Here is a 26926-nt window from a genome sequence, read left to right on the forward strand (position 1 = left end):
GCAAAGATGAACACACTCGAACTGGTTACTTACGGCCCGGTGATCCCGGTCATCGTCATCAACCGCCTCGAAGACGCGGTGCCCATGGCGCAGGCGTTGGTCGACGGCGGCGTGCGTGTGCTCGAGGTGACGTTGCGCACCCCCATCGCGCTGAAGTGCATGGAAGCGATTGCACGCTCGGTGCCCGGTGCCATCCTCGGCGCTGGCACGGTGCGCAGCGCCGCCGATGCGCAGGCCGCGAAAGACGTGGGCTGCACATTTGCCGTGAGCCCGGGGTACACGAGTGCGATCGGCGAAGCGTGCCGCGAGATCGGCTTGCCGCTGTTGCCCGGCACTGCCACCGGCAGCGAAGTGATGCAGGCCAATGCCGACGGCTATTTCTTCCTGAAGTTCTTCCCGGCGATGCAGGCAGGCGGCATCGCGATGCTCAAGGCGTTTGCCGGGCCGTTCACGGACGTCGTGTTCTGCCCGACGGGCGGCATCACCGTCGAGACGGCGCCGCAGTTCCTCGCGTTGCCGAACGTGAAGGTCTGCGGCGGCTCGTGGCTCACGCCGGCCGATGCCGTCGAGTCGAAGGACTGGGCACGCATCACGCGCCTGGCAAAGCAGGCGAGCGCCCTGGCGGCGGGCTGACGAACGGGCCTAAAGCGGCGCCGCCAAGAAGCCGCTGCAGCTGTGCTTCGGCCAGGGCGGAGTAGAGCGGCGCGCTGATCCAGCGCGACACCAGGCTGGCGCCGAGCGCGGCTGCCATGAGGCTCAGCACCATGGCATGGCCGTCGACCATTTCCATCACGATGATGAAGGCGGTGATCGGCGCTTGCGTGACAGCCGCAAGAAAGGCCGTCATGCCGAGCGCGATGAGCGGCGTCGACGGCTCGTGGCCCAACAGCGTGAGCAACGCGACGTCATTGCCGATGCCGGCGCCGATGGCGAGCGAAGGCGCGAAGATCCCGCCGGGCACGCCAGCCCACACGGCGAGCCAGGTGGCCACGATGCGCAGCGTCACGTAAAGCAGCGGCATGTCGGTGTGCCCCTCGAGCAGCCGTTGGGTGTAGTCGTAGCCGCTGCCGAAGGTGGCTCCGCTGCTGGCCAGGCCGATGGCCGCGATGACGACCCCGCAGCCGGCGGCGAAGGCAACCGGATGCTTGCGTTTCCAACGGCTGGCTCGGTCATTGCCACCGACGATGGACGTGTGCAGCAGCCGCGAGAAAAAGCCGCCAAGCAACCCGCAGCTGACGATCACCAGCAGGCCGGGCAGGGCGTAGTCGAGACCCAGTTGCGGCACGCGGATCACGCCAAAGTACGTGGAGTTGCCGAAGACCGACACGGCCATCAGGCCCGACAGCACGATGGCCGCGATGATGAGCCCGCTGTTGCGCTGCTCGATTTTGCGTGTGAGCTCTTCGATCGCGAACATGACGCCGGCCAGCGGCGCGTTGAAGGCGGCCGCGATGCCGGCCGCACCGCCGGCCACCAGCAGGCCTTGCGACGTGACGCCCGAGCGGCCGGGCAACCATCGCTCTGCATGCTGCATCACGCCGGCAGCAATCTGCACCGATGGGCCTTCGCGCCCGATCGCCAAGCCGCCCAGCAGGCCGCTGGCCGTGAGCAGCGTCTTGGCAACACTCAACTTCAGAGATACGAACCAGCTCCGGTTTTCGGGCGGCATGCTCGGCGACAACGCCGCCATCACCTGCGGGATTCCCGAGCCTGCAGCGCCCGGTGCGAAGCGCAGCGTGACCCAGACGATCGCCGCCGTCAGCGCCGGCGTCCACACCAGCGGCAGCCAGGGTTGCCAGGCGGTGAGTGCTGAAAAGCCATTCAGGGCCCGCTCGCTGAGCCACGTGAAAGCGACCACGGCCAAACCGGCCGCGGCGGCATGAGCCAACACGACCACTCGCGCGACCCATTGCCGCCAGTCCGTCAGGTCCTCTCGTACCGCAGTGACGAAATCAGGGTGCTGATTCATGCCCGAGGGCGCGCAATGCGCATGGCCAAAATTACATTTGTACGAATGCAATCAGTGTGCCATGGGCATGATGGCCCTGCTGCGCCGATATCATCGAACGATGAAGAAAGCAGTGACGCGAGCCGCCTCGAAAGCAGCGGACCCGGAAGAGGCCTCGACGCGGGTTCTGCGCCAGTTCAGGCAGATCCTCAACACCGTGAAGACGCACTTCCGCCAGGTCGAGAAGAAGGTCGGCCTGGGTGGCGCCCAGGTCTGGGCGCTGAGCGTCATCGGCAGCCGGCCCGGCATTGGCGTGAACGACCTTGCACAGGCCATGAACATCCATCAGTCGACGGCCAGCAACCTGGTGAAGACGCTGGTCGAACGCGAGCTGGTCACGATGGACCGGCACGAAGGCGACCGACGCGCCGTGAAGCTCAGGCTGTTGCCCGCTGGCGCCAAGGTGCTGAAGCGAAGCCCCGGCCCATTCGCCGGGGTGCTGCCCGAGGCCTTGGCCTCACTCGATCAAAAGACGCTGAAGCGGCTTGAAACGGATCTCGCCAAGCTGATCGTCGAGCTCAAGGCCGACGAACGTGCCGCGCAGATCCCGCTCGCCGAACTCTAGCCCTCAGCCCCGCGCCGGCACGGGTTGTGGCGTGGGCACCTTCACCTGCCGGCGTATTGCCATCACCATCACCGCCGCCACCAGGCAGGCGGCGCCGGCCGTGATCAGCGCCGGTGTGTAGGTGAGCAGCAGCGTGCGGGTCAGGCCCGCGCCATAGGCTGCGGTGGCGGCACCGAGTTGATGGGCCGCAAACACCCAGCCGAACACCATGGCTGCGCGCTCCTTGCCGAACTCTTGTGCGGCAAGCTTCACCGTGGGCGGCACCGTGGCGATCCAGTCGAGGCCATAGAACATCGCGAACACCGACAGGCCGTAGAGCGTGAAGGTGGAGTAGGGCAGCCAGAACAGCGACAACCCACGCAGGCCGTAGTACCAGAAGAGCAGCTTGCGGTTGTCGAAACGATCCGACAGGTAGCCCGACAGCGTGGTGCCGAACAGGTCGAAGATGCCCATCATCGACAGCACCGAAGCGGCCGGCACGGCCGTCATGCCGTAGTCGCCACACAGCGAGATGAAGTGCGTCTGCACAAGGCCGTTGGTGCTGAGCCCGCAGATGAAGAAGGTGCCCGCGAGGATCCAGAAGGTGCGGTTGCGTGAGGCCTGGGCCAGCACCTGGAACGGGCCGAGAAAATTGAGCTTGGGTCTCGCCGTGGGCAGTGGCTCTTGCGGCGTGCCTTCGGGTTCGCCAAAGGAGCGCAGGCCGATCTCGCGTGGGTCGTCTCGCATGAATAGCATGACCACCGCGGCCACCGCCACGCAGCTGAGGAAGACGGGAATCACCGCATAGCGCCAGCCCATGTGCTCGATCAGCCAGGCTGCCAGCGGCAAAAAGATCAGTTGCCCCGTGGCTGTGCTGGCGGCGAACATGCCGACCACCAGGCCACGCCGCTCGGTGAACCAGCGGTTGGCCACCATGGCGCCCAGCACCAGGGCCGTGAGCCCGGTGCCGCAGCCGAGTACCAGGCCCCAGAGGATGAACAACTGCCAGAGCTGCGTGACGCCGGTCGCGAGCGCCATGGCGATGGCGATGAAGGTCGCCGCCGCGATCATGATGCGGCGCAGGCCGAACCGCATGATGAACACGGCTGCAAACGGCCCAAGCAACCCGAACAATGCAAAGCGCACCGCGAACACCGACGAGAGCTGGTCGGTCGTCCAACCGAATTCCTTGCTCAGCGGCTGCAACATCGCGCCCGGCAGGCCCAGCGCTGCCGAGGTGGTGAGCATCGCGAAGAAGGTCACCGCAGCGATCACCCATGCGTAGTGGATGCCCTTGCGGTGAAGCGAGTTGGAGACGAGTTGCGCGAACATGGGTGTCCTGTGGTGGGCTCGCGGGATCAAAGTCCGCGAGGAGTGTCGCTCTCGCGGCGTTCGATCAGTTCGACCTTGTAGCCATCGGGGTCGGTGATGAAGGCGATCACAGTCGTGCCGCCCTTGACCGGGCCGGCCTCGCGCGTCACGTTGCCCCCGCCGGCGCGGATGCGGTCACAGGCGGCGGCAGCGTCGGGCACGCCGATGGCGATGTGGCCGTAAGCGGTGCCGAGGTCGTACGAAGAGACGCCGTGGTTGTAGGTGAGCTCGAGTTCGGCGTGCTCGGGGTTGGACCCGTAGCCGACAAAGGCCAGCGAGTAGTTCTGCGAGGGGTTCTCTGAGCGGCGCAGCAGCGTCATGCCCATGATCTCGGTGTAGAACTTGATGGAGCGATCGAGGTCGCCCACGCGAAGCATGGTGTGCAAAAGTCTCATGACAGCACCCCACTCGTCGAGTACGACGGGTGACCCTCCGAGAGGGTCGGGCCTTGTTTGGGGCGGCCCGGCGCGGCGGCCCGTTGGAAGTTTGGTGAAGGTTTCATGGTGTGTCGAAGATGAAGCAGGTGGTGGAGGCGTGAGCGTAAAGCTTGCCGTCCGGGCCGACCAGCCTTCCTTCTGCCGTGGCCATGCGAGAGCCGACGTGGATGACGTTGCCGATCGCCCGCAGCAACGGCACACGCGTGGTCACCGCGCGCACGTAGTTCACCTTCAGCTCGGCGGTCGTGTAGCCCTTGCCGGCCGGCAGCGTGGTGTGCACGGCGCAACCCACGCACGAGTCGAGCAACGTGGCGATCCAGCCGCCGTGCACGGTGCCGATCGGGTTGTAGTGGGTGAGTGCCGGTTTGCCCTGGAACACGGCGCGGCCGTGCGTCATTTCGATGGCGATGAAATCGAGCGTGGCACCGATGGGTGCGGAGGGCAACTCGCCGGAGAAGATGCCTTCGAAGAACTGCAAGCCCGTCTTGCCGGCCATCTGGTCGGGCCGCGACACACCGGGTGCGCCGAAGTGCTTGCGGCGCTCGGCTTCGTCAGATTGCCATTGCGCCAGTACCTGGGCTTCGTCGGTTTGCGTGTCCATCGCGTGCCTTGACAGTTGTATCTGCAATGATTGTATCTACAATTGTTCGTTATGCAAAAGCCTTCTTCTCGACAAACTGATGTGGCAACTTCCGTCGGCTTGGGCAGCCCGGTGGGCTGCAGCAGTTTCAAGCTGCGAAAACTATCGCGTCGCGTCAGCCAGCACTTCGATCAGATCGTCAGCGTGGCGGGGCTGAAGACGACGCAGTACTCGCTGCTGTCCCACGTGGTTCGCTTGGGGCCGCTGAAGCCGGGTGAGCTGGCGTCCGAGATGGAAATGGATGCGTCGACGCTCACGCGCAATCTGCAACCGCTCGTGGCGCAAGGGTGGGTGGAGGTCGGGCCTGGGGCGGACGCGCGCAGCCGCCTGGTTGCGGCCACCGATGCGGGCCGCGAGAAATACATAGAGGCGAAGCGTGAATGGAAGCGCGCGCAGATCGCCTTCAATCAGCGGCTGGGCGAGGCGCGCGTGGCCCAGTTGCACGCGGTGATCGACGATTGCCTGAAAGCGCTGAACGCTGAAGCGGAGAGCTGAGCTTCAGCGTTCCCGGCGCTTCATTTCCTTCACGACGCGCTCACCGTGTAGTTGAGCGCCAGGCGCCCGCCGTCCACATACACGATCTCGCCTGTCATATAACTCGAGGCGTTGCTGAGTAGGAACGCCGTCACGTCGGAGATCTCGTCGGGTTCGCCCAGCCGCTTCATCGGTGTGCGGCTCATGATGCGCGCACGCGCCTCATCGCTGCCCAATACCGCGTTGCGCGCCAGTTCGGTGGCGATCGTGCCCGGCGCCACGGCGTTGACGCGGATGCCCTGGTCGGCGAGCGACAAGGCCATTACCCGCGTGAGTTGATTGATGCCGCCCTTGCTGACGTTGTAGCTCGCGATGCTCGGGATGGCCATCAACCCGTTGACCGAGCTCATGTTGACAATGGCGCCGCCACCAGTCTTCACCATCTCGCGCGCTACCGCTTGGCCGACGAGGAAGGAGCCTTTCAGGTTGACGTCGATCACGGCGTCCCAGTCGGCTTCGGTGATGTCGAGAAAGTCGGCGGCCTTGAAGATGCCCGCGTTGTTGACCAGGCCGTCGATGCGGCCGAAGGCTTGCAGCGTGTGTGCGACAGCCGCGTCGACCTCAGCCTTGGAGGCCACGTTGCAATGCCGATAGCTGGCGCGTTGGCCTTGCTCGACCAGCGACAGGGCCAACGCCTCGCCGCGTTCATCGTCCACGTCCCACAACGCGACTGCTGCACCGTCTTGCGCCAAGCGCTTGGCGCAGGCCGCGCCGATGCCTTGCGCAGCACCGGTGATCACGATGACCTGGTCGTGCAGGTTGAATTGAACGGGCTTCTTCATGCGGCTTTGCTTTCATCCAGCCAGACCGCGAGGCCTTGGGCGTTGAGTTCGATGTCCATGGCGAGCAGCGTGAGCGTTTCGCTGTCGGTGAACGTGCAGCCGTGCGCGTGCACTTGGCGCAGGTACATGTCGGCCAGGGCTTGGCGGAGCTGCGCATGGCGGTCGCTGGCATCGCGCAGCGGCTCGGCGAGCGCCACCATTTCGTCGATCTGCGACAGCATCATCTCGCCCAGCACCGGCACGTTCTCCACGCAGCCGTAGTGCGTGAGGTACAGCCGCACCGGCTGGTACGACAGCATTCGTCGCACCGATTGGCGCAAGGCCTCGGGGTCGAACTGGATCGGCGTGGTGGTGGGCAGCAGCCAGGGGCCGAGCGCGCTGTCGAACTCGCGATAGCTCAGGCCGAAGGTGTCGCCGGTGAAGAAGCCCCGGGTTCGCTCGTCCCAGATGCAGTGGTGATGTCGCGCGTGGCCGGGCGTGTCGATCAGCTGAAGCGGCCGGCCGGCGAGGTGGATGGTCATGCCATCGTGGCTCAAGAGCACGCGTTCCTTTGGCACCGGTGTGACCTTGCCGTAGGAATTCGCCATTTCTTCGGCGCCGTACACACGGCGGGCGCTCATCAGCAACGCCAGCGGGTTGACCATGTGGCGCTCGCCGCGTGGGTGCACCACGAGGCGGGCGTTCGGCAGTTCTTGCATCAGCGCTCCGGCACCGCCCGCATGGTCCAGGTGGACGTGCGTGACGATGACCCAGTCGACGGCGGATACCGGCACGCCGAGCGATGCCAGCGTGGCGAGCAAGCGTGGCACCGTATACGTCGTCCCCGTGTCGATGAAGGCAGCACGGCCCTCTTCGACCACCAGGTAGGCCGCGTCGAAGCGGGGGCGGTGGAAGTCGGTGTCGATGGCATGGATGCCATCGCCGAGCGCCTGCACGAAGGGTGGCAGAGACGTTGTTGAAACAGCCATGTTTCATTTTAGGAGGCTGTCGGGCTTGGGGTCGGGCCCGCGTTGGGCCTGTAAAGGGGTTCAGCCAAGGCGCAAGGCGCAGCGATACCGAGTGGTATCGCGAGCATTTGCAACGACGGATCAACCCGTTTGCAGGCTCAACCCGAAGGGCCGGGATGAGTTGCGGCGCCAGTCGTCGTTGCCGCCTCGTTGTGTGGCTCGCCACACGCCTCGTTGGCGCCTAGACTGGCACCGCAACTCATCCCGGCGCGGGCCCGACCCCAAGCCCGACAGCCTCCTGGGCACTGCTTGAAAACCCCCGGCTACACTGCCCGCCATGAATATCGACGAGCTCCTGACGCCGATCTCCGAGTCGGCCCCATGCGGCGAAGACCTGTCGTTTTCGACCGAGTTCGATGCCATCGCCGAGATGCGCCGCGAAGATGACCCGACCCTCGACCAAGGCGAATGGGTCACGACACTGAAGACGGCCGATTGGGGCGCCGCCCGTGCGCGTTGCGCCGAGCTGTTGGCCCAGCGTTCGAAGGATCTGCGCCTTGCCATGTGGTGGGCCGAGGCCGGCACCATGACCGAGGGCTACACGGGCCTGCAGCAAGGCATCACGCTGTGCGGACAGTTGTGCGAGCAATACTGGGACGGCCTCTACCCCGAGGCAGAAGACGGCGACCAGGAGCAGCGTGTCGGCAACATCGGCTGGTTCCTCGGCCGCCTGATATCGCTGTCGACCGCCGCGCCCATCGTGCGGGGCCGATCGGGTGCGTACTCGCTGCAACAGATGCAGGCTGCACGCTCGCTGCAAGCCACGCTGGAGCGCTCACCCGAGGCGGCCGCACAGCTGGCGCCCGAGACGCTCACGCTGGACAAATTTAACCGTGCCTTGCGCGAGACCCCGAAAGACGGCTTGCGCCAGACGCTTGCAGCCATCGAGGCCTGCCAGCAAGGATTGACCGCGTGGCAGGCTGTGATCGATGCGAAGCTGGGCGCTGATGGCCCGAACTTCGCACCAGCTCGCAACGCGCTGGCCGCAGCGCACCACGAAGCGCAGCGCATGGCGCGCGAGGTCGGCGCGCTGGCGGGTGCCGCTCCTGTAGAGGCTGCCGGCACCACGTCATCCACCACTGAAGCAGCTGCGCCGCGCTCGGCCGCTGGTGGGCCGCTGCGCTCGCGGGAACAGGCACTGGCGCAGTTGCGCGAGGTGGCGGCGTTCTTTCGTGCGACCGAGCCGCACAGCCCCGTCGCCTACCTCGCCGACAAGGCCGTGCACTGGGGCGACATGCCCTTGCACCTGTGGCTGCGTTCGGTGGTCAAGGACGCAGGCGCCCTGGCTCACCTTGAAGAACTGCTGGGCCTCGAAACGCCGCGCGAAGACGGCCACTGAGCCTCGCGCAGCCTTACTGGCTGATTCGGAACTCGATGCGCCGGTTGCGAGCGCGCCCTTCGGGCGTGTCATTGGCCGCGACCGGACGGTCTGGCCCCGACCCTGAGGTGCTGATCAGCGACGGCGCCACCCCTTTGCTGGCCAGGTAGCTGCGCACCGCATCGGCGCGGGCCAGCGAGAGCACGACGTTGGTGTCGCGCGCGCCTTGCGCGTCGGTGTGGCCGATGACCTCGACCTTCTTGTTGCCCAACATCAACAGCGTGGTGGCGATCTCGTCGAGGATGCCACGGCCGGCGGGGCGCAGCACGCTGCTGCCGGCTTCGAATTCGATGATTCGGTTGGCCAGCGTCGCGTCGACGGCCGTTTGCTCTTGGGCTGCCACCCGCAACGCATTGCGCACCGCGTAGGTGGGGTTCAGCGAGGTCGCCATGTCGGCGGCGAGTTGCTGGCGCTGTGACTCGTTGGCCACTTCGCCCTTGAGCTCGATGTTGTTGCCGTTGATTGCCAGTTGGCCGTGCGACACCAGCTTGAGCTGTGGCGACACGAGCTTCTGCACATAGCCGCTCCAGTTGGGCGGTGCCACCACCGAGCCCACGCCGAGCTGGTCGACCACGCGTTCGGCGCCGTAGACCTCACGTGCCTTGGCGAGGATGGCGTTGCGGGTGGCTTCGTCGGGCACCGTGCCCGCGACAACCACTTGATTCGGTGTGGCACCGGTCTGCGCGAACGCGGACGCCAGGCTCAACAGGCAGAGCAGGGCGGACGCCAAGTCTCGTATGCGCGTCATCGTCATTCCCCAAGAAAAGTTTCGCGGAACATGTCGACCGCTGCCGCGAGCGACAGTGACGGGTCGCGCAGCTGGTTGGACAGTTTGCGCAGGCCATAGTCTGTGCCGATCCAGTCTTCGACCCACTCGGCCTGCGTCACCGCCACGTTGTTGTCTCGGCAGGCGTCGATGTCGATGGCCGAGCGCAGCGTGGCGGGTGAGGCGCCGTGGAAGCCCATCACCAGCACCGGCTGCTGGCCATGCGAGGTGACGAACAAACCGGTCTCGGCCGAGGTGCGTGCGAAGAACCTCGTGACCAGGTCGACCCACAGCGTGAGAACGTGTGGCAACTGCATCGGGTCGCGCGGCAGCGGCAGCATCAGCCCCTTGCTCAATTCGGCATGGCCTTGCGTCAACACGGGCTGCAGCAGCAGGCCCAGCGCGAGGGCGGTTTGTCGGAAGGAGACAGCCTCGCCGGGCGGTGACACGACCGCCTCGAAGCGTTCGAGTGTGAGCAGCTGGGCGAAATTCTTGTAGCCTTCGCGCAGTACATCGGTGCGCACTTCCATCTCCAGCGGCTGCGAGGTGAGTTGCTCCTGTACTTGCGTGAAGTCTTCGGCCTGCAGTGCTTGCCGCACCTGGGCGTCGAGCCGTCCCCACAAGGGGCTCAGCGCCTGCGGACTGTGGGGCAGAAACTCGGCCGGAGAAGGCACTTCGAACGAGGCGGCCATCACGAATGGGAAGCGCCGGCCCGAAGCGTCCTGGCTCGCCGCCATGTGCCCCACCAACCCGGCATTGCTCTGCGCGCCGAGGATCGCAAAGTGCACCGGAGCTGCCCCGTCGTAGACGATCTTCCAGCGCGTGTCTTCGGCCAGCAGCTCCATGGTCTGCGACATCCACTGGTCGATGCTGTGGATGAGCGCAGAGCCCGCCGAGCTGCGCACGAAGTCGCCGCGTGACGGCAGCTTGCCGAAGTAGAGCGCCTGAGCCATCGCGCCGCTCATGGCTTGCCTCCACTGGCCGCCGCGACCGGAGGCGCTGCCCCCAACGAGCCCACCACGAGCGCCGGCAACTGCACGCCTTTCAGTCCGCCCGAAGCGCTCGGCGTGTCGGGCGCGCCCTGCGCCGTCGGTGAGCCGACGTTGGGGCTCGAGATCAGGCGGAGCTGCACCGTGACCGCCAGCGCACCATTGGGCCAGGTGAGTTCGAACGCGCCGGTGTCGAGCTTGCGGCGCTTGGCCTTGCTGATCATCTTCTCCAACCCGTAGCCGCCCGGCTCATTCAGGAACTCGACCGCGCGGCCGTCGGTGGTGATGCCGCTGATCTTCACCCCCGGTGCCCCCTGGCCTGGCCAGACGAAGTTGACCCAGTTCGCCACCGCGTTGCGGTAGCGCAGTTGTTGGCCGTCGACTTCGATCGTGTACTCCGCCATGCCGGGCACGGGCGTGGGCAACATCTGGAAGTTGGTCTGTGGCTCATTGCTGCCAGCGCCACCTGCCGCCGCGCTGCTGCCGGCAGCTCCGCCCTGGCCCGCGATGGGTGCCACCCAGACCGGGAAGCCGGCCGAGAACTCAGGCCGCAGCTGCAGTCCGATGTCAGCCCAAGTGCGCGGCGTGATGGTGTCGCCACGGCGAACCACCAGTGCAGAGAGTGCCTCGGCGCTGAACTTCGCGACGCTGCCCTCAGGCCCGAACATCTTGCTCATCTCGCCGGCCGTGGCTTCAAGCCGCGAGGCCTTGTCGAACGGGTACTTGCCGGCTAGCGTGCGCTGGAAGGGGTCGTAGACCTGGGCCGTCCACACGCGGTTGATTTCGTTCTCGGCGGCCGGCACGATGACCGCGAACGACTGCACCAGCGGGCGCACCAGCAGCGGTCGCAGCGTGGCCTTGGCGGCATCGGTCTGGCCATTGAGCATCTGCTCTTCGACGAGCTTCAACGAATCGCTCAGTTCCGAGCTGCCTTCCAGCGTCTGCTGCATCAGCTGGCGGCTGGCGGGCCCGTTGTCGCCTTGGTTCTTGATCTGGTTGAAGCGGGTGCGGATCTTCGACAGCGTCTGCAGGTAGTTGCGAATCAGTGGCGGGTTGTTGTCGCGGCCGATCATCAAGCGCGTGAGGCCCGAGAACTCCTTGCCGATCGGGCCCATAGGGATCGCGGCTTGGCCGGTCGACACATCGATCTTCACTTCAACCTGACCCGGCGACATGCGCAGAATCGACTGCTTGAACCACTCGATGAAGCCCTTCTGACCCTTCGCGAGCTTGTCGTTCAGCAGGCCTGGGTTGTCCCACGAAGTCTGGTCGTAGAGCGCCGTGATCAGCTTGCCGACCGGCGACGCCGCTGGGTCGCCGAGGCGGTTCATGCGCGCGACGGCCTGCTCGAAGTTGGCGAACTCCTTGACGCTCACGCCCTGCATGAACTTTTGCCACTCCTGCACGTACTCGGCCTTGTAGAGCTGCACCAGCGCCTTGCGGATCTGCTCGGGGCTGCCTTCGAGCGTGAGGTCGTCTTGCGTGGCGGTTTTGAGAACCCAGTCGTCAGCCTTGGTCTCCTTGACTGACGCCTCTTTGAAGGCATCGTCGATGAAGCCGTCCCAGGCCTCGCGGGTGAAAGCGCCCGAGATGGCGTAGCTGCCGGCGACGATGTCCTTGTCGGCATCTTCGACCAGCCGCGCCACGGTAACCGGCGGGTAGCGTGTGGCCGCGCGCGCCTTGATCTCGGCGTAGACGCGCTCGCGTGCCGGCATGCCCTTCACGACGCGGCGAAGGTTCTCGCGCGTGGTGTCGAGCAGCGCGAGGTTGGTCTGCGTGACAGGGAAGTCAGGAGCGGTCACCTGCGTCAATGAGAACGACAGGATGCGCTCGGCCGAGCGGATCAACTGCTCGCGTGGCATCGACCCGCGGTTGGCCTCGAGCCAGCCGCGCCAGAAGCGCGTGAGCTGGTCGCCCAGGTGGCCGGCTTCGACGCGGCCGCGGTCGCCCAGCATGATGTAGGTCTTGAGTGCGTTGTAGGCGTCGGAGACGTTGCTGGTCGAGGCAGCCGAGTACACACCCATGGGCTCGGGGTTCGCCGTGCTGCCGCCCTTCGTTGGAGTGGGGCTGCCGTCGGCAGCGCGGGCGAGAGGTTGCAGTTGCGCGGCGTTGGCATTCACCTCAGTCAGGTAGCTTGCGATGGCGGCGGCCGTCGGCTTCAGCATCACCTCTTGCAGGCCTGCGAGATAGGTAGCGCGAAGCTTCTGCTCGACCGCGTCACCTTGGTACAGGCCCAGCGTCAAGGACCACGGGCGCTCGTCGCGGTAGCGCTGCAACTGGTCGACGCGGTCTTGCACGATCTCGAGCGCTTCGAGACGCGACTGCAGGTCGATGCGGCCTTCTTGCAGCTTGATCGCCTTGTTGAGGTCGGCCTGCACGTTGGCCACGAGCTGCCGGTTGCCGGCGTACGACCAGGTCCAGCCGGCCAGCAGGGCACCGAGCAGCAATGCACCGCCGAAGAACGCCGCATAGCGCCAGCGCAGCTTGCTGCGGCTGGTGTATTGCTGCACCAGGTTGCGGTCGGCGAAGACGACCTTGGAGAACAGCTCGCGCAGGAAGAAGCCGTTCTGCGCCACGACCGATGCGGTGGGCGCCGTGCTGCTCGCTGGTGTGAGCGCAAAGCGTTCTGCCACGCGCTGGCTGGCACGGCCGGTCGATTGGCCTTCCTGCACCGCACTCGTGAAGTAGAAGCCGCGGAAGATCGGGCGGAACTGGTAGGGGTTGTCTTCGAACAGCGTGGTGATGAAGGTGCGCAGCGGTGCCTTTAACGCCATGAACTCAAGCGGGAAGGTCAGCACGCCTGGCGGAAGCTTTTCGCCGCGGTGCATCGACATCCGAACGATCGAGGCTTCCTTCAGACCATCGTTCAACTCATCGAAGTGCCGATCGAAGCTCGCGACGACATCGGACTTGGCTGTGGGGTCGTAGGGCAGGGTGGCGCCCCACACGCGCTCGCGTTCATCGCGGTCACGATCCTCGAAGAACTCGGCGAAGCCCGAGATCAGGTCGGCCTTGGTGAAGACCACGTAGACCGGCGCGAAGACCTCGAGTTTCTCGGTGAGTTCTTGCACGCGCTGGCGCAGTTGCTTGGCAAGCGTGATCGCAAATTCGGGGCGGTTGCTCGACAACTCGGCCAAGCTGGCCGCGATGATCACGCCGTTGAGCGGTGCCTTGGGGCGATTGCGCTTCAGCAGCGACAAGAAGCCCAGCCACTCGGCACGATCTTCTTCATGCACCGAGTAGCGGCCGGCGGTGTCGAGCAAGATGCCTTCGGTCGTGAAGAACCAATCGCAGTTGCGCGTGCCGCCGATGCCTTGGATCACCGATGAGGTCTTGTCGGAGAACGGGAAGTTCAACCCCGATCGCACAACGGCCGTGCTCTTGCCGGCAGCCGGGTTGCCGATCACCGCGTACCACGGCAGTTCGTACAGCGCGGCCGAACCGGAGGTCTGCCCCAGCTTGGAGGTCTTGATGGTCTTGACGGCCTCGAGCATGCGCTCGCGCACGGCCACCATCTCGGCGCGGCTCTCCTTATTCGGCGCAGCCTTGATGGCGCGGTCGGCTTCGGCGTCCATCGCTGCTTCGAGTTGTTGGCCCGCCTTGCGGGCGCGGTGGCGGCGTACTGCCCACACCGTGAACCAAACGAGTAGCAGCGTCAGCAGGATGAGCACTGCCCAGATTGCACCGAGCTTCAAGGTGTCGGCACCTACGAAGAGCAGGGCTGCCAGCGCGAGCAAGCCAATGACGGCGAGCGTGCGCGTGTCCAGCAGAAGGCTCCAAATTCTTTGCATGAGGGAAATGTCCGTTCGGTATGTTCAAGCCGCCTGCGCCGGCGCAGCAGCGATGGGCTCGGGAGGTGCGACAGGCGGTGTCAGGATGACTGCAAAACGCTCGTGGGCAGGGAAGGCCCCGAGCACCAGCGCAGGCTTCTTTGATTCCTGAACCTGCCCGGCTGTGAGTGCGACGCAGGCGAGAAGTCGGGCCACGCCAAGATCTCCGCAACCCACACCCAGGCGCAAGGCGTGTTCGCCGGGGTCGATATGGGGCAGCAGCTCTTGCGTCGTTTCGTAGACTTCGCCGGTGCGCGAAGCGCGGTGGTCCGCGTCGGTGGTGACGTGTTGTATTTGCTCCGCCTTCCAGCCGCTGGCTTGCAGTGCGTCGGTGGTGGCTTGCTGCAGAGTTTGCGGGCTGACGCGGCCGTTGGCGTCGGCGGATTTGTCACGCTTGATCAGGCTGGCCCGGTTCAACTTGGCGACCGGCGGTTGCGCTTCTGGAGGCGACAGCCATGCGGGAGATGCCAACAACAAGGAGGCTGCACCTTCGCCGGGCACGCGACCTCGCTGGTTGTTGCCGGAGAAGAGTTCTTGTGCCGATTCCATCGCAGCGGTTTCGCTGTCGCTCACCAAACTATCGGCGGCGAGCACCCACAACAGGCCAGCTTGCTTGTCACGCTGCCACTGCAGCAGTTGCTGGTCCATCAGCACCCAGAAAGATTCGGCGCTGGCAACGGGGTGCACATGCAACTGCACGGCAGGGCGCACGCTGTTCGCCATGGCCCGCGACTGGCCCGCAGCCTTCAGGCCTGTTTCGATGAAGGGCTCGAACAAGGTGTCGAGCCATGTGATGGCCAGCTGCTGCGTCTGCGCAGACCACCGCGCCGGTATGGCCACACGAATCGCAACGGTCGGCGGCAAGCTCGGTGCTGCGGCGACCTTGTTGCGCGGCGAGAGTGGCAGCGCGCTCAGCACGGGCCATTGGGCTTCGATGGCTTCTTGCATCGACGAGGCCGCTCTTTCCATCAAGGTCAGCGCGCGCAGCATGTCGGCTGGTGCCTCGTAGCCGGCCCACACGTCGGGCTTGGCGGCGGCGAGAGGAGCGGTGAGCTCGGCGACCGCATCGGACAGCGTGTCGGTCGACAAGTCGGGCATCGAGGCAGTGAACACGGCCAGGCCGTCGTCGTTTTTGATCTGCTTGTCGAGTTCGGGCTTGCATTCACCGCTCGCGATCATCGACTGCGCACCACTCCAGCTATTGCCTGCGCGCACCTGTACCGCGGTGGCCATCACCCTGACCTGCGAACTGCGTTCATTCTCAGCGGTGGCAACTTCGCCTGAGGGTGGAGTTGCTGCCACGACGACGGGAACCACCACCGGCGCTGCGGCATAGGTACGCAAGCGCTTGACGGCCAGGATGGTGAACACCAGAGCTGCGGTGAGCACCATGGGCAGCACTGCCAGGTTCAGCGCGAGATCGGTTGTGCTGGGGTCGACCTGCGCCGACTGCCAGCGCCACATCGTGGCCAGCCAAACGAGCACGGTGATCACCAGCAGCAGCGCGAGGATCTTCCAGACTTTGGCCATAGGTTCGGACGGCAGATGCTCAGCGCATCTTCAGCAAGCAGGCGGCGAGTCGACGAGACATCGCCAAGAGAAGTTGAGGTGGAGACGTCAGCAGGCGTCGGTGGTGACTGACTGCGTGGAGATCAGGACCGCACCGCAGGCGGTCTTGTCGCCGTGCCGCGCAGCGGCCTTGCCGTCGATGATCATGGTGGGGTCGCCGGTGGCGATGACGGTCGTGCCGTGACCTCTCTTGGGGCAAGTGACCTTGTCACCGACACGTGCGATGCCTTTGCCGTGCGTGCCGCTCACGCCAGAGGCTTCGATGACCTCGCCGCCGTGGTCTGTCTTGTCGCCCAACACGATGAACGGACGCCCCATTTCACCCACTCCCTATGCCAAGTTGCCGGCTTGTATGCCGCACGAATCAGAGCGATCGAGTCTAACGGTTGAGGCGTGTTTTCAGCCCCCCACTTTCGGGCGAGAAGGCAGCGTTTTTCGCAGCTCGACGTGACCTAGGTCCGCGTTCTGCCAGTGACCGCCCCATGTGAGTCCGACACGTCGTGCAACCTCTCCGTACAACTCGTAACCCTTGGCGGCCCAGGCATCGCGCTCGCTGATGACCAGCTTGCCTGCGCGCATGAAAGCACTGTCGGCCGCGAGACCGTACTGGTGATAGCTTTGCCATGCGGCGGCGTTGGTCACCTGCGCGCCTAGGCTGGCGAGTTGCGTCTGTCGCTCGGGACTTCGATAGCCTTCGATCAGGACCATGTCGTAGCCGTGCTCGTCATGCATCAGCCGATAGGCAAGCAAGAGACGTTGGCGGAAGTCGGCGTCGAGCTGATCCCATCGCCGATCGGCATTGCCGAGTTGCGGACGCACGCTTTCGACTTCTGCCGTGGTGAAGACCTCAGGTGGCAGCGGTGGTGGAGGGACGAGTTGCTCGCCTTGCAGCAGCGCAGCGACCACGCTGTCACCTCGAGCTATCGACGTGTCGTCATAGGCATCGAGCGTGTGCCATCCGCGCAATGAAAACACGATGAGCGGTGGCACCAATAGCAGCGCGACCGCGATGGCCACACCCAGCCAATGGCGTTGTAGCCATCGCTTTCCACCGAGCGCGGCGCCGCCCGCCTGCGCCAAGCCTTGCTCCGCGTTGTGCCGCGCCATGCGCTGCGCACTCTGCTGAACACCAGACAAACGTTGGGTGGCTCGCATGATGCGGCCCATCACCTGCTCGCGGAACGCCGGCAGCAACAGCAATGCGGCCAGCGAGCAAGCCAGCACGAAGTAACCCACGATGGCGATCCACATCATCTTGTAAGCAAGCTTTACCGAGCCCCCCTTCGGGGCGTTGTCGCCCAGAAGGGCGTCTCTAGAATCGCTGGGTGCTTGCGCATCCCGCGCACCTTGCCGACCCTGGGGCGGCGATCACATTCAGTGCCCATGAACCAGCCGCAAAACCCAGTCCCACCGCGTGGTGCCCGCCCCCAGTTGTTCAATGCACCGGCGAGCACGACAGCGAGCGCCAAGCGACAGCCTGACTTCGGGCCGAGCATCTTAGCCACGATCGATGGTGGGCAGTCGCGTTTCGCGAGGTCACGTGGCGGCCCAAGCAAGGGCTTGCTGATCGTTGGGGCACTGGCGCTGATRGGCGCGGCCGGTTACCTGGGCGTGAAGTTCAGTGGATCTCGCGCCGCGCCCGAGATCGCGGTAGCTGCAGCACCCGTGCTGAAGATTGTCGAAGCCGCGCCGATCGCATCGCAGCCTATGGCGGTCGCGCAAGGCGCGGCGGCCATTGAAACGGTGACACCTCCTGCGGCTGCACCCGTATCAGAGTCAGCCGCGAGTCAACCAATCACTGTGGCAGCCAGCCTCAACAACATTCAGCAAACGCTTGATCGTGCGGAGCCTGCTCCGGCCAAGAAAGAACAGGTGGCGAGCAAGGAAACTCCGGCGCCGCGTCGTGCGTCGTCAACGGTCAACGCAAAGTCGTTAGCGAAGCCTACGCTGGATGACGACGCCGATCTGCTGGCAGCGATGCTGCCCCACCTGAAGCGCACTGCTGCGGCGCCGACGAGTCCAGCGTATGAGAAGCGTTGCGGCCAGCTGGTCGGCCAAGCCGCTGCGGACTGCAAGGCAAAGTTTTGCGGTGGGAAGCAGGGAGCCGATGCGGCTTGTCCTGCCGTGCAGAAGTAGGAATCGAACACTTCCCCAAAGAGGCAGCACCTAGCAGGGCGCGGGCCTACTGCGCTACCCACTTTCCATTGACGACAACGAAGGTCTTCGTTTGACCTTCGAACTCGGGATGAGTGAGCCAAGAGAGACGCAGCGGTTCCGGCTGAGAGATGCCTTGCGTGACGACTGACAAATCACTGCCTTGATCCGATTGAAGCGCCATCGATTTCAAGCAGCTTTGGACGAGCATGTCGTCTCGAAGGGCCAGCTTTTGCGACCCGGATTTCCATTCGACCAGCAGCAGATGGTCTTCACTGCCGGCGCCACAGAATCCGGCCCCTTGCTCTTTAACGGATGGCTTGGCGACAGCAAGAACAATGTAGCGATGACCGTCCTTGTCGAAAGCCCGCGCGCCAAGAACAAAGGTCTGCGAAGCGCCGCGAGTTGCCGCGCGCAGCTCGATGTCCGCTTTCGACGCTTTGACTCCGCCTGGTTGAGTTGATCCTGGCACCGGTCTGGCCACGACACCGTAGTTTGTGGACTCAACAATGAAGGTCGTGCCGTCTGGCAGGGCAAGTGCGGATGACTGCGCGAAGACGGGTTGCGCAAGCATTGCGATTGCCAACAGAAGAACGGCAGGATGACGTGGTCTGGGTAACAGGCCACTGTGTAGCGCCATTCGTCTAGGTGTGATGGTTGTGCGGCAATGGGAGTGCGAAGGTCATTTCGGATAGGTGCCCGCTACCGCCGGTGGGTCGGGAAAGGTTGGCACCCGCGTTGGTCGTTTGGGTGCAGGCCAACCATTCTTTGCGGACCAAGCCTTGATGTCGGCGATTCGTCCGGGCATATCCCCGTTGGGGCAATCGTGCAGGCAATACCAATCGTTCTCGTCCTTGCCGATCACAGGCTTCTTGTCGTCAAAGCGTGCCCAACCAATGAACTCGCGGATGTAGGTGCCCGCGCCTTCCTTGTCTTTCGATTTCGGGATGTAACTCGTCACGTCAATGTAGGGACGATCCGGGTCGTACAACTGGTAAGCCCACTCGCGGCAACCGAAGGTGGTGCTGAATTCGTCGAGCTTGAACTTCGGGCCGTAGAGGTAGTACTCGTCGGTCTGAGCGAAGGGGGTTGGTATGTTCTTCGTGATGCAAAGACCGGGTGCCCAATCGGTGCTGACATCGCCGAGGCCCAAGAACCAGTGGCCCAAATCATATTGAATGTTCGTAGGCCCCTCTCCGGAGCTCAGCTTGATGGACAGGAGCTGATTGAGTCTTCCGCGCAGTGGGCCGTTGTGAGTATTTGGCGTGGTGACCCAGCCCTGCCTATCGAACTCTATGGTGATTACCGACAATGGGTCATTTGATGCCGCAGAGGGTTTCGTGGTCCGAAATTCCGTCACTGGGTTGAAGACCTGCTCCCAATTGCGCCATGTGTCGCCCGGCTTCGCCTTGCCATTGCGCCTGATGGCTCCCTTCTTGGCGATGCGCCAGTCTCCCGTCACCATCAAGAAATACCGCATCTCCCACGAGCGCTCGATCCATGCATGGGTGCCGCCTTCTTTAGGTGGTTTTGCCGGTGGCTCCGGCTGTGCAGCGGCGCTTTGACACGAGGCCGCAATGCATGCACAGGCGAGAACCAGTGCACTGGCGGCTGAGCGAAGAGCGCAGTGGGGATGGTTCATAGGATCTTTGGCTCGTGGACGGTGATGTGCAAGTGATGCGAGTGCAGTCGCTCGTTGCTAGAGCTCCCACCTCGTTGCATGTTATTTGCCGGCGCAGTCTTGTCCTGTGTGTTTTCGTCCATGACCCACGGGTCGAACAGCTGTCGCACGCATGAACATTTGAGCAGCGAGGTGCGGAACAAGCGGACATCAGCTGGCTCTGCGCTATTACGCTCCTTGTTCCATGCGTCGAGAGCCTTGTTTTCAGCGTCAGTCGCATCGCGTGACGCTTCTTTGGCATCCTCAACCTTGGCTTTGCTCTCTGCAATCTTTGCTGAATCCTTCGCTTTCTCCGCAGCTCGCAGCGTCTTCTCAGCTCCTGTCAGGTCAGCATTTGCCGTCTTGGCTGCAACGATCGCGTCCTCATACTCGCCAAACTTCGTTACCTCGGTGTCGCTGACGTTGTCGGCGTCATTGCCATTACCACTCTGGGATGGTTTTTTTCCTTCGAATGCGCGGCGCAATTCCTGCCGATTCATGCGTGTCGAGCCGACGTAGCCGACATCCAACCCGAGCCCGGCCCTGTGGGCGATAGAACCCAACATTGGCCTCCAGCAGGAGGTCACCTGCAATGACGGGATGTCATTTTCCAGCGCTGCATTCAAGAGCGCGGCGAAGCCGCTGGGATGCACGCGGGTGAGCCCCTCTTTGAGCAAGGTGTAGCCAACAATATTGGCCTTGGGGTTGTCGGAGTCGATGAAGGTGACCTTCAGTGACTTGGCTGCGTGCTTCCCGGTGGCTACCGGGACGGACATGGTCAGCGTTGCCGACGTCAGTTCGCTGTAGATGCTCTTGATGGCAGTGATGACTTCAGCTTGCGTTCCGGTAGGCATCAATGCATCAACCTCGGCGGCCGTGTACTTATGCGAAACCTTCATCCAGATGTTGCCTGTCAGCGGTGCGGTGTATTCATCAACCTCAGGGACGGCCTTGCTCTCCACTGCCGCAGGTGCTGCTTTGACGTCTTTGCCCTTCGTTGCCGGCGTCGGGGTGTCGCTGTCGGATAGCAGGCCCTCCTTCTCCGTTACCTTGACGATGATGTCGCGCTCGCCGACGGCAACGGCATAGACAGGTGTGGTGCGGTGGCCCATGGCTGCATCGCTGTTTAGATAGAGCGAGACTTTGTCGCCAGCTTCTGCGTCAACAGTGAACTTGCCTTCTGTGTATGTTGTCTTGCCATTCTTTTTGGTCGCGCCTGAGTTCACGCGCGAAACCTTCTTCTCATGGGATGCGATCACCTTGCCGTTCACGGCAGCCGCATATGGGAGGTTAACGCTGGCGGCCGTAGTGCATTGAAAGATATAGGTCACCTTGCGTGATGCCTTGGCCGGCACGTCCGTCGCGCCGACTGTGTTGTTTGATTTGGTGGTGCCCGTTAAGACGGGCTTCTGCGGGCCAGCCATATCAGCAGCCCTCCAACATACTGTCGCTGGCGGTCACGTCTGCTGCAACGTCTTGTTCCCAATAGAGCTTGACGCTTTCGGCCTCTGAACTCGATATCCGTTCAGTCAAACCACGTTCGTCAGTGCGTCCCTTGATCTCGTTGCCGTCGGCCAGTACCAAACGATACAACTTGCCAACGACCGGTTTCCCAGTTTGCTGGTCGACCGCGCGGAACTGTTCATGGAACAACTTAACTCGCGAGTCCGGCAACGCCGGTAACGCCGTACTGCCACTTCCACCGCCCGCCCACTCATGGGTGGCGGCCTTGACGGTGAACGTTCCCGGCGTCACGAAGTCGATGTTGCTGCCATCCAGCACCACCTTGCTGTCCCCCCCCACCATCTCGATACGCTGGCTGGCGGTTATGGTGATCTCGTTGTTGACCGAGATGATGGTGATGTCCTTGTCTGCCAGGATCTCCAGTTGGTCGGTGTGCGCGCGCAAGCTCAGGTCGCCATTGGCGGCGATGGTTTGTAGCTCGCCCTGATGTGTGTAGAGGCTGGTGGTCTGCCCAGAGACCCAGCTGGCGGTGTGTGCGGCCACCGCATGCACGTCACCTTGGGCCGCGAGGCTGGTGTCCTGCCCTGAGAACATCGCGAGCATGGCAGGGCTGGTGAACATGGCGCTGCTCGGCGTGTCCATCACTACGTAAGGCTTCGCGAATCGCTCGACGGGGTCTGAGGAAGGCTCGCGTCCGGTTGCCTTCTTCTCGCTCGAGTGCTTGCCTTGGCGTTGCGGGTCAATGGATTCGATCAGGCTCTGCAGCGCATCGTTGGCGCTTGTCCCGTGGCTGGCCAGCTTCATGGCGCCTTGAGCTTGCGCTGCATCGCCGAGGGCTTGTCCGAGTTGCTGTGCTCCCTTGAGTTGAGCGATGGCTTCCTGCGTGTCCAGTTGGGTGCTTTGTGCGCTGCCATACGTGCCGGCTCGCGGCGTTGTGCTGAGCAACATCCCTTCGGCTGCACGTACGCTGGCCCAGCCTTCTGTGTGGGCGTAGAACCCGCTGCCAAGCCAGGCGCCACGCTGACTGCTCTGTGCGCCTTGGCCGATGATGTGGCCCAGACTCAGCTCACTCCAGGGGCTGCCTTGGCTTTGGCTTGCCAGGCGCATGCGGAGTTGGCTGGTGGCGTCGTCGATCACCCATTGATTGAGGCCTCCGCCGTCCAGCGTTTGGCTGTGCCAGCCGGACAGCGTGCCGGGGTGGTTGGCGCCCGAGTCCACGCCTGCCGGCCAGGGCAGGGCGTCTTGCCCGTTGTGGAGTTGGCCGACGATGAGCGGCCGGTCGAGGTCGCCTTCGACAAAGTCCACCAACACCTCAGTGCCGACGCGAGGAATGAAGACGGCGCCCCAGTTGCTGCCAGCGCTCGGCTGGGCCACACGCACCCACTGGCTGGCACTGGCATTGCCGGGCGCTTGCCCAGTCTCTTCCTGGCCAGGAGAAAGCGGGCCGCTGAGACCACCGGCTTGCGGGGCTTGCCCGCGCTGCCACGGAAACTGAATGCGTACACGAAGGTCGCGTTCGGTCGTGACAGTGTCGCCGGCGTGCCCGACGACCAATGCGGTCTGCACACCGGGCGCTGTTGGCTTGGCGCAAGCCGCGGGTGCCAACGTCGCAGCCGCAGGTGCGGCCTTGAATTGGTTGCGGTAGCTTCCGGCTTCGAGGTCGGTGTGCTTCAGCAGCTGCGCTGCTTGGCTGCCCAGGTTGTTGGCTGCTTCGTGCTGCACGCTGAGCACGACGAACTGGCTGTCCGACCGCGCGCTGATGGGGTTATACAAACTGTGCTCGGTCAGCTGGAAGTTGCAACCTGGCGCGAGTGTGCGCACAGCGCTGTCGCCACTGAGCTTCTTGAAGGCCAGTTCGTGGCGCGCGAGCGCGAGCGCTGCGCGGTTGTCGGCCAGGGGGCTGTGAGCCGAGTCGTCGTCGGCTTCGTGCTTCGCAAAGCGTCGCTCGCCGCGGCCGTCGTAAATTTCCAGCATGGGGACGTCGCCTGCCTTGAGTGCGCTTTGCGTCTGGGCACTCACTCCCGCCAACTGCTTGGCATCCCACGCGGCTTGTGTCACAGCGTTCGGTTGAACACTGCGCTCAAGCGCGATGGCGGTGATGGTGTCTTCGGCCAACCCGAATCGGCGGACGTCCGGTTTGCCGAAGCGCAAAGCGCCGAGGTCGGGTCGCTTGGCCTGGGCATCATGAATGACAAGGCAGTGCTTGGCGGCCTTGGCGCTGCTGAGTGCTTGGCCATCATCGGCATGGTCGAGGCGCCAGTTCCAGCCTTCTTCGGATAGCAAGCGCGCGACGAAAGCGGCATCGGTCTCGCGATACTGTGTGGTGGTGCCGCGGCGAGGCGCAGCCTCCAGCACTTCGGGGCTCAATTCGAGTTTGAAGTTGGCCTGCGGGTAGGCGCGCAAAACTGCACTGATGATTTCGTCCGCGCGCTGACCGAGGAACACGCGGCTGTCTTGCCGCAGGCTGAGAAAGTGCGTGAAGGCGACGAGCTGCAGGCGGTAGCGTGCGAGGCCGCCGTCGCTGCCAAGCTGGGCAGCCTGGGCGACGTAGCCATGCCAGGTGCGGTAGCTGCCGTCAGCGCGCATCAGCCGCAGGCTCATCTGTTCGCCGATTAGGGCTTTGAGCTCGAGGTGCGCGCTGGTGCTGAGGCAATCGACGACCGCCAGCAGCGAGGACAGGGGCTTCGCCTCGTCGCCGCCGAGGCCGCTGACGTCTTCATTCCACTGTGCCCGTTCGACCACCAGGGTGGCACTGGGCAAGGCGGTCTCCAGCTGCATCAATCGCTTGTGCTGGCTGATGCTCAGCGCGGCTTTCAGGCGGTTGAAGCCGTCCGAAACGGCCTGATTGACGGTATCGAGGTTCATGTTCTGCTCCCTTGCTTCACTTCTTTCGGCTCGACCTCATTCGGGTCGTACGCGCCGCTTGCCGAGCTGGATGAGCCTCGGCGTCTTCTTCAACAACTCATGGCAGCGTGATGGTCACGTGCGCGGCCTGGGGCGCCAGCTTTACCACCTCCTGGTAAGCCGCCAGATCGCGTTCGGTACTGCGTGACAACTGCCAGCGCAGGCCAGTGAAAGCCAGCAAGCCCAGCAGCGCAAACACCGAGGCAATGACCCACAACGGCACTTCGTTCTTCAGTCGATTGGTCACCTGATCAGGTGGCGCCCAGTGCGGCGCGAACGTGGCGCGCGAGCCCTTCAGGTGTGCGATCTCGTCACCCAGCCGGGCGGTGAGGTAGTTCAGCTTCTCGCTGCCTTCGATGATGTACTTGCCCTGGAAGCCCATCAGCAGGCACATGTGGAAGACTTCGAGAATCTGCACGCGCGGGGCGCCTTCGCGACGAAGCGTTTCCAGCTTGGCAAAGAACTGTTCGCCGGCGAGTTGCTCACCGAAGAACTGCAGTTGCAACGGCTGGCGTTGCCAAGCGTCACGCACCTTGAACTGCGACATCAGGATGAGCTCGTCGACCGTGGCACAGAACGCGTATTTGCAGAGGTGAATATCTTCCGCCGAGCTGTGCAATCGGGTCGCACCGCGCTCCAGTCCGGTCAGGAACTCCTTGATGTGCGAGCGGAAGGTCTCGGCGTCGCCAGGCCCTTGCTTCGCGCGCAGGAGAAACAGCAGGTAGAAGCCGTCGTACATCAAATCCAGCAGCGTGCGCGCCTCGCGGGGCGTGCTGCCGCTGGTGGGCGTGAGTGCGGCTGTCGGGCCGCCGTTGAACAGTGAAGGCGGGTGATTGGCTTGAGCGTTCATGCGTTGATGGCGATCAATTCAAGTTTGAGGTCGGCGATGCCGCTGGGCACATAGATAGACACGGCCTGCGCCTGCATCATTCGTTCGTACAGCGCACCGCGCGGCTCGACGGCAAAGTAATAGCTGCCGGGACGTACTGGAATGGCGGCAGGAACCTGCGGCGCATGTGTCAGCGGCACGCCGGCCATGGCCGAGAGAACGAGCTTCTCGACGTCTTCAGGCGCACCGATCTTGAAGCGCAGAGGTACCGCATCCACCAGCTCCGCGGGCGGCATAGAGGCGCTGACGCCGAGGTACAGATTCGTGGTGCCGGAGATCTGTTGCGCGTCGAGCCGGCCTTGGTGGAACGACGGGCGCACTTCAGACAGGGCGATGGCGAAGTAACGTGTCGAGATCACGGTCTCGAGCAACTCGCGAATGATGTGGTCGAGCTTGAAGAAAGCCGGGCCTGGGTTGGCGTGTTCGTAAGCAGGCAGATCGGCCAACGTGAACCCTTTGGAGAAGGTCATCAACGCGCCGGCCAATTCCAGCAGGCGCTGGAAAAGTCTCTCCGGATGCAGGCCCGGGTGGCGCATCAAATGCGACAACGATGCGTAAGCGCCGCTTGCAGTGTGCAAGAGCCAGAACGAAGCCACATCGCCTGAGCGGAACTCGATGATGTTCTTCGACGGCTCGCGGTGAAAACCGTAGAGCGCATCGACCTTGGCTTGCAGCACGTCGAGCAGCCGACGCAGGTGCAGGAACATCACGGGCGAGGCCTGAATCGTCAGCGACGGCGGCACGTAGCGTGGGTCGAGTTCGTAGCCGCCAGTGGCATTGCGGCGAACGCGCAGCACCGGCATGGTCACCAGGTGGCTGCGAGGCTCATGCTCGGACAGCAGCTTCACCGATTTGCCGAGCACGCTGAGTTGCGCCGCGGTGGCATCCGTGAACTGATCTTCGATGTCCTTCTGGACCTGGTAGTAGCGCGTGGCCGTATCGGCCTCTTCGCGGTTGGGTGCAAAGTTGCTGCCATTGGCCCGCAGCGGCGCGACGGCGGCATGCAGCACAACTTCGTTACCTTGCGCAAAGCTGGAGTCGAGCGTCAGCGGCGGGGGCAACTCGTCTTCGGCAGGCGCGTTGTAGAACTCGCCGTCGGGCAGCACCATCTGCAACTCGAGCAAGCGCAGGCGGCCGGCTTGTAGCGCATCGGTATCGACCTTGACGCTGCGCACTCCCCATGCATATGGATGCAGCGAACGCGCGGCCTGGGCCAGTCGCCATTCGTGATACGCGTCTTGCTGTTGGAAGTGTTGTGGCCGCAGGAACAAGCCCTCGCCCCACAGAACCTTTGAAGTTGGAATCAAGTTCTACCTTCCAGCAAGAGTTATCTGACGGCGCAAGCCGTGCTGTTGAGTTTCATCGCTGCACTCGATACACCGACAGGTTCGCCGCTGGCGATGCTCAAGGTGCAAGCATGCGCACCCAATACGAAACCTTGATCGAGCTGAAATGTCTCGAGCTCGAATGCATAACGCCAACGCTGCGGTGCCGGCGCGCGAAACAGGGCCACGATGCCCACGTGCGTTGCCTCGCGGGCCCAGCGTTCGTTGATCTGTTGCTGCTGGCCGGGCAAGAGAACGATCTCGCGGCTCTCGATCAACTCGTCGGCGAGCGCTTCTTTTTCTTTAGCGTTGTTACCGAACGTTTCATATGGCGCGTTCAGGAACGCTGTCGTGCTGCGCAACTTGTAGACCCGCACCACCAGCGACAAGGACCGACCACTCGAGTCGACATTGAGCGAGTCACTTGCCGCGAGCTTCAGCTTCATGCGACGTGCGGGTTTGGCAGACTCTGGCAGCTCTGGCAATTGCGGCGCCTCTGGCTTCTTGAAGCCAATGGTCTCGAGTGCCTTATCGCCCATGTTGCCCAACCCTTCGCCCAGTTTGCCGACTGTCTGACAGCCCGTGAGCATCAGCATGGCAAGAACCACCGCCGCGTGCATCCATCTGTTCAGTGGGTTGTCTCGCTTCATCATTTTCGATTTCAATCGCGCCTTG

Annotated in this window: 24 protein-coding genes; 5 read left to right on the top strand and 19 right to left on the bottom strand. The window is 63.8% G+C overall.

Translation table 11 applies throughout. The annotated features are described in order from the left end of the window. The first annotated feature begins 6 nt into the window (after window positions 1-6). The gene (gene eda, locus AC1DYS_RS18190) at window positions 7-633 is read left to right on the top strand and encodes a bifunctional 4-hydroxy-2-oxoglutarate aldolase/2-dehydro-3-deoxy-phosphogluconate aldolase (protein ID WP_477901638.1); all 627 of its coding nucleotides are present in this window, start codon (window positions 7-9) and stop codon (window positions 631-633) included. On the opposite strand, the gene AC1DYS_RS18195 is transcribed toward eda, so the two are convergent. Further along, entirely contained in the window at window positions 590-1969 is a 1380-nt protein-coding gene (locus tag AC1DYS_RS18195; RefSeq protein ID WP_477901640.1) for a chloride channel protein, read from the bottom strand. The two genes, eda and AC1DYS_RS18195, sit on opposite strands and share 44 nt — an antisense overlap. On the opposite strand from AC1DYS_RS18195, the gene AC1DYS_RS18200 reads away from it, so the two are divergent. Continuing rightward, on the top strand, window positions 1968-2573 hold the full coding sequence (locus AC1DYS_RS18200) for a MarR family winged helix-turn-helix transcriptional regulator (protein ID WP_477901642.1): 606 nt from the start codon (window positions 1968-1970) through the stop codon (window positions 2571-2573). The two genes, AC1DYS_RS18195 and AC1DYS_RS18200, sit on opposite strands and share 2 nt — an antisense overlap. 3 nt (window positions 2574-2576) lie before the next feature. Here the strand turns inward: AC1DYS_RS18200 and AC1DYS_RS18205 are convergent, their stop codons facing one another. The 3 genes from AC1DYS_RS18205 to AC1DYS_RS18215 all read right to left on the bottom strand — a co-directional run bounded on the left by AC1DYS_RS18205 (window position 2577) and on the right by AC1DYS_RS18215 (window position 4961). After that, window positions 2577-3884 carry an MFS transporter gene (locus tag AC1DYS_RS18205; protein ID WP_477901644.1) on the bottom strand — a complete coding sequence of 436 codons (1308 nt, stop codon included), beginning with the start codon at window positions 3882-3884 and terminating at the stop codon, window positions 2577-2579. Between the two features lie 26 nt (window positions 3885-3910). Next, a complete protein-coding gene (gene gloA / locus AC1DYS_RS18210) occupies window positions 3911-4318 on the bottom strand; it encodes a lactoylglutathione lyase (protein WP_477901646.1) in 408 nt (135 codons plus the stop codon). Window positions 4319-4421: 103 nt separating this feature from the next. Continuing rightward, window positions 4422-4961, bottom strand: coding sequence for a PaaI family thioesterase (locus AC1DYS_RS18215; RefSeq protein ID WP_477901648.1), 540 nt, complete (start codon window positions 4959-4961; stop codon window positions 4422-4424). A 51-nt stretch (window positions 4962-5012) separates the two neighbouring features. On the opposite strand from AC1DYS_RS18215, the gene AC1DYS_RS18220 reads away from it, so the two are divergent. Then, window positions 5013-5495 carry a MarR family winged helix-turn-helix transcriptional regulator gene (locus AC1DYS_RS18220; RefSeq protein WP_477901650.1) on the top strand — a complete coding sequence of 161 codons (483 nt, stop codon included), beginning with the start codon at window positions 5013-5015 and terminating at the stop codon, window positions 5493-5495. Window positions 5496-5524: 29 nt separating this feature from the next. Here AC1DYS_RS18220 and AC1DYS_RS18225 read toward each other — a convergent pair whose 3' ends face one another. Continuing rightward, window positions 5525-6316, bottom strand: coding sequence for an SDR family NAD(P)-dependent oxidoreductase (locus AC1DYS_RS18225; RefSeq protein WP_477901652.1), 792 nt, complete (start codon window positions 6314-6316; stop codon window positions 5525-5527). Continuing rightward, window positions 6313-7284 carry an MBL fold metallo-hydrolase gene (locus tag AC1DYS_RS18230; RefSeq protein WP_477901654.1) on the bottom strand — a complete coding sequence of 324 codons (972 nt, stop codon included), beginning with the start codon at window positions 7282-7284 and terminating at the stop codon, window positions 6313-6315. The genes AC1DYS_RS18225 and AC1DYS_RS18230 overlap by 4 nt, the downstream gene beginning before the upstream one ends. 316 nt (window positions 7285-7600) lie before the next feature. On the opposite strand from AC1DYS_RS18230, the gene tssA reads away from it, so the two are divergent. After that, complete coding sequence (gene tssA / locus AC1DYS_RS18235; RefSeq protein WP_477901656.1) at window positions 7601-8662, top strand: type VI secretion system protein TssA; 1062 nt, start codon at window positions 7601-7603, stop codon at window positions 8660-8662. Between the two features lie 13 nt (window positions 8663-8675). Here the strand turns inward: tssA and AC1DYS_RS18240 are convergent, their stop codons facing one another. The 6 genes from AC1DYS_RS18240 to AC1DYS_RS18265 all read right to left on the bottom strand — a co-directional run bounded on the left by AC1DYS_RS18240 (window position 8676) and on the right by AC1DYS_RS18265 (window position 17109). Then, window positions 8676-9449 (bottom strand): OmpA family protein, encoded by a 774-nt coding sequence (locus AC1DYS_RS18240; RefSeq protein ID WP_477901658.1) that lies wholly within the window; start codon window positions 9447-9449, stop codon window positions 8676-8678. A 2-nt stretch (window positions 9450-9451) separates the two neighbouring features. Continuing rightward, window positions 9452-10432 carry a type VI secretion system-associated protein TagF gene (tagF, locus tag AC1DYS_RS18245; RefSeq protein WP_477901660.1) on the bottom strand — a complete coding sequence of 327 codons (981 nt, stop codon included), beginning with the start codon at window positions 10430-10432 and terminating at the stop codon, window positions 9452-9454. Beyond that, window positions 10429-14247, bottom strand: a complete 3819-nt coding sequence (tssM, locus tag AC1DYS_RS18250) for a type VI secretion system membrane subunit TssM (protein WP_477901662.1) — start codon at window positions 14245-14247, stop codon at window positions 10429-10431. Before tssM ends, tagF begins: the two co-directional genes overlap by 4 nt. 24 nt (window positions 14248-14271) lie before the next feature. Next, the gene (locus tag AC1DYS_RS18255) at window positions 14272-15816 is read right to left on the bottom strand and encodes a hypothetical protein (RefSeq protein WP_477901664.1); all 1545 of its coding nucleotides are present in this window, start codon (window positions 15814-15816) and stop codon (window positions 14272-14274) included. An 87-nt stretch (window positions 15817-15903) separates the two neighbouring features. After that, on the bottom strand, window positions 15904-16173 hold the full coding sequence (locus tag AC1DYS_RS18260; protein WP_047494447.1) for a PAAR domain-containing protein: 270 nt from the start codon (window positions 16171-16173) through the stop codon (window positions 15904-15906). Between the two features lie 81 nt (window positions 16174-16254). Further along, window positions 16255-17109: a M15 family metallopeptidase gene (locus AC1DYS_RS18265; protein WP_477901667.1), complete on the bottom strand. Its 855-nt coding sequence runs from the start codon at window positions 17107-17109 to the stop codon at window positions 16255-16257. Window positions 17110-17238: 129 nt separating this feature from the next. On the opposite strand from AC1DYS_RS18265, the gene AC1DYS_RS18270 reads away from it, so the two are divergent. After that, the gene (locus tag AC1DYS_RS18270) at window positions 17239-17991 is read left to right on the top strand and encodes a hypothetical protein (RefSeq protein WP_477901669.1); all 753 of its coding nucleotides are present in this window, start codon (window positions 17239-17241) and stop codon (window positions 17989-17991) included. Window positions 17992-18037: 46 nt separating this feature from the next. Here the strand turns inward: AC1DYS_RS18270 and AC1DYS_RS18275 are convergent, their stop codons facing one another. The 7 genes from AC1DYS_RS18275 to tssJ all read right to left on the bottom strand — a co-directional run bounded on the left by AC1DYS_RS18275 (window position 18038) and on the right by tssJ (window position 26904). Next, complete coding sequence (locus AC1DYS_RS18275) at window positions 18038-18583, bottom strand: hypothetical protein (RefSeq protein ID WP_477901671.1); 546 nt, start codon at window positions 18581-18583, stop codon at window positions 18038-18040. A 108-nt stretch (window positions 18584-18691) separates the two neighbouring features. Beyond that, window positions 18692-19651 carry a hypothetical protein gene (locus AC1DYS_RS18280; RefSeq protein ID WP_477901673.1) on the bottom strand — a complete coding sequence of 320 codons (960 nt, stop codon included), beginning with the start codon at window positions 19649-19651 and terminating at the stop codon, window positions 18692-18694. After that, on the bottom strand, window positions 19648-21093 hold the full coding sequence (locus AC1DYS_RS18285) for a hypothetical protein (RefSeq protein WP_477901675.1): 1446 nt from the start codon (window positions 21091-21093) through the stop codon (window positions 19648-19650). The genes AC1DYS_RS18280 and AC1DYS_RS18285 overlap by 4 nt, the downstream gene beginning before the upstream one ends. A gap of 1 nt (window position 21094) precedes the next feature. Then, window positions 21095-23998, bottom strand: a complete 2904-nt coding sequence (locus AC1DYS_RS18290) for a type VI secretion system Vgr family protein (protein ID WP_477901677.1) — start codon at window positions 23996-23998, stop codon at window positions 21095-21097. A gap of 97 nt (window positions 23999-24095) precedes the next feature. Then, window positions 24096-24887, bottom strand: coding sequence for a type IVB secretion system protein IcmH/DotU (icmH, locus tag AC1DYS_RS18295; protein WP_477901679.1), 792 nt, complete (start codon window positions 24885-24887; stop codon window positions 24096-24098). After that, window positions 24884-26233: a type VI secretion system baseplate subunit TssK gene (tssK, locus tag AC1DYS_RS18300; RefSeq protein ID WP_477901681.1), complete on the bottom strand. Its 1350-nt coding sequence runs from the start codon at window positions 26231-26233 to the stop codon at window positions 24884-24886. Before tssK ends, icmH begins: the two co-directional genes overlap by 4 nt. Before the next feature lie 20 nt (window positions 26234-26253). Then, the gene (gene tssJ, locus AC1DYS_RS18305; protein WP_477901683.1) at window positions 26254-26904 is read right to left on the bottom strand and encodes a type VI secretion system lipoprotein TssJ; all 651 of its coding nucleotides are present in this window, start codon (window positions 26902-26904) and stop codon (window positions 26254-26256) included. Window positions 26905-26926: the final 22 nt, after the last annotated feature.

This window comes from Rhizobacter sp. P2_G4, from assembly GCF_056403575.1.

Bases quoted from the DNA above. Each gene is read 5' to 3' on its own strand.
- AC1DYS_RS18290 (WP_477901677.1), bottom strand. From the start codon at position 23,998: ATGAACCTCGATACCGTCAATCAGGCCGTTTCGGACGGCTTCAACCGC.
- AC1DYS_RS18200 (WP_477901642.1), top strand. From the start codon at position 1,968: ATGCCCGAGGGCGCGCAATGCGCATGGCCAAAATTACATTTGTACGAA.
- AC1DYS_RS18195 (WP_477901640.1), bottom strand. From the start codon at position 1,969: ATGAATCAGCACCCTGATTTCGTCACTGCGGTACGAGAGGACCTGACG.
- AC1DYS_RS18260 (WP_047494447.1), bottom strand. From the start codon at position 16,173: ATGGGGCGTCCGTTCATCGTGTTGGGCGACAAGACAGACCACGGCGGC.
- tssA (WP_477901656.1), top strand. From the start codon at position 7,601: ATGAATATCGACGAGCTCCTGACGCCGATCTCCGAGTCGGCCCCATGC.
- AC1DYS_RS18255 (WP_477901664.1), bottom strand. From the start codon at position 15,816: ATGGCCAAAGTCTGGAAGATCCTCGCGCTGCTGCTGGTGATCACCGTG.
- eda (WP_477901638.1), top strand. From the start codon at position 7: ATGAACACACTCGAACTGGTTACTTACGGCCCGGTGATCCCGGTCATC.
- AC1DYS_RS18215 (WP_477901648.1), bottom strand. From the start codon at position 4,961: ATGGACACGCAAACCGACGAAGCCCAGGTACTGGCGCAATGGCAATCT.
- AC1DYS_RS18230 (WP_477901654.1), bottom strand. From the start codon at position 7,284: ATGGCTGTTTCAACAACGTCTCTGCCACCCTTCGTGCAGGCGCTCGGC.
- icmH (WP_477901679.1), bottom strand. From the start codon at position 24,887: ATGAACGCTCAAGCCAATCACCCGCCTTCACTGTTCAACGGCGGCCCG.
- gloA (WP_477901646.1), bottom strand. From the start codon at position 4,318: ATGAGACTTTTGCACACCATGCTTCGCGTGGGCGACCTCGATCGCTCC.
- AC1DYS_RS18205 (WP_477901644.1), bottom strand. From the start codon at position 3,884: ATGTTCGCGCAACTCGTCTCCAACTCGCTTCACCGCAAGGGCATCCAC.
- AC1DYS_RS18285 (WP_477901675.1), bottom strand. From the start codon at position 21,093: ATGGCTGGCCCGCAGAAGCCCGTCTTAACGGGCACCACCAAATCAAAC.
- AC1DYS_RS18275 (WP_477901671.1), bottom strand. From the start codon at position 18,583: ATGCTTGCGCAACCCGTCTTCGCGCAGTCATCCGCACTTGCCCTGCCA.
- tagF (WP_477901660.1), bottom strand. From the start codon at position 10,432: ATGAGCGGCGCGATGGCTCAGGCGCTCTACTTCGGCAAGCTGCCGTCA.
- AC1DYS_RS18265 (WP_477901667.1), bottom strand. From the start codon at position 17,109: ATGATGTGGATCGCCATCGTGGGTTACTTCGTGCTGGCTTGCTCGCTG.
- AC1DYS_RS18225 (WP_477901652.1), bottom strand. From the start codon at position 6,316: ATGAAGAAGCCCGTTCAATTCAACCTGCACGACCAGGTCATCGTGATC.
- tssJ (WP_477901683.1), bottom strand. From the start codon at position 26,904: ATGATGAAGCGAGACAACCCACTGAACAGATGGATGCACGCGGCGGTG.
- AC1DYS_RS18280 (WP_477901673.1), bottom strand. From the start codon at position 19,651: ATGAACCATCCCCACTGCGCTCTTCGCTCAGCCGCCAGTGCACTGGTT.
- AC1DYS_RS18220 (WP_477901650.1), top strand. From the start codon at position 5,013: ATGCAAAAGCCTTCTTCTCGACAAACTGATGTGGCAACTTCCGTCGGC.
- tssM (WP_477901662.1), bottom strand. From the start codon at position 14,247: ATGCAAAGAATTTGGAGCCTTCTGCTGGACACGCGCACGCTCGCCGTC.
- AC1DYS_RS18240 (WP_477901658.1), bottom strand. From the start codon at position 9,449: ATGACGCGCATACGAGACTTGGCGTCCGCCCTGCTCTGCCTGTTGAGC.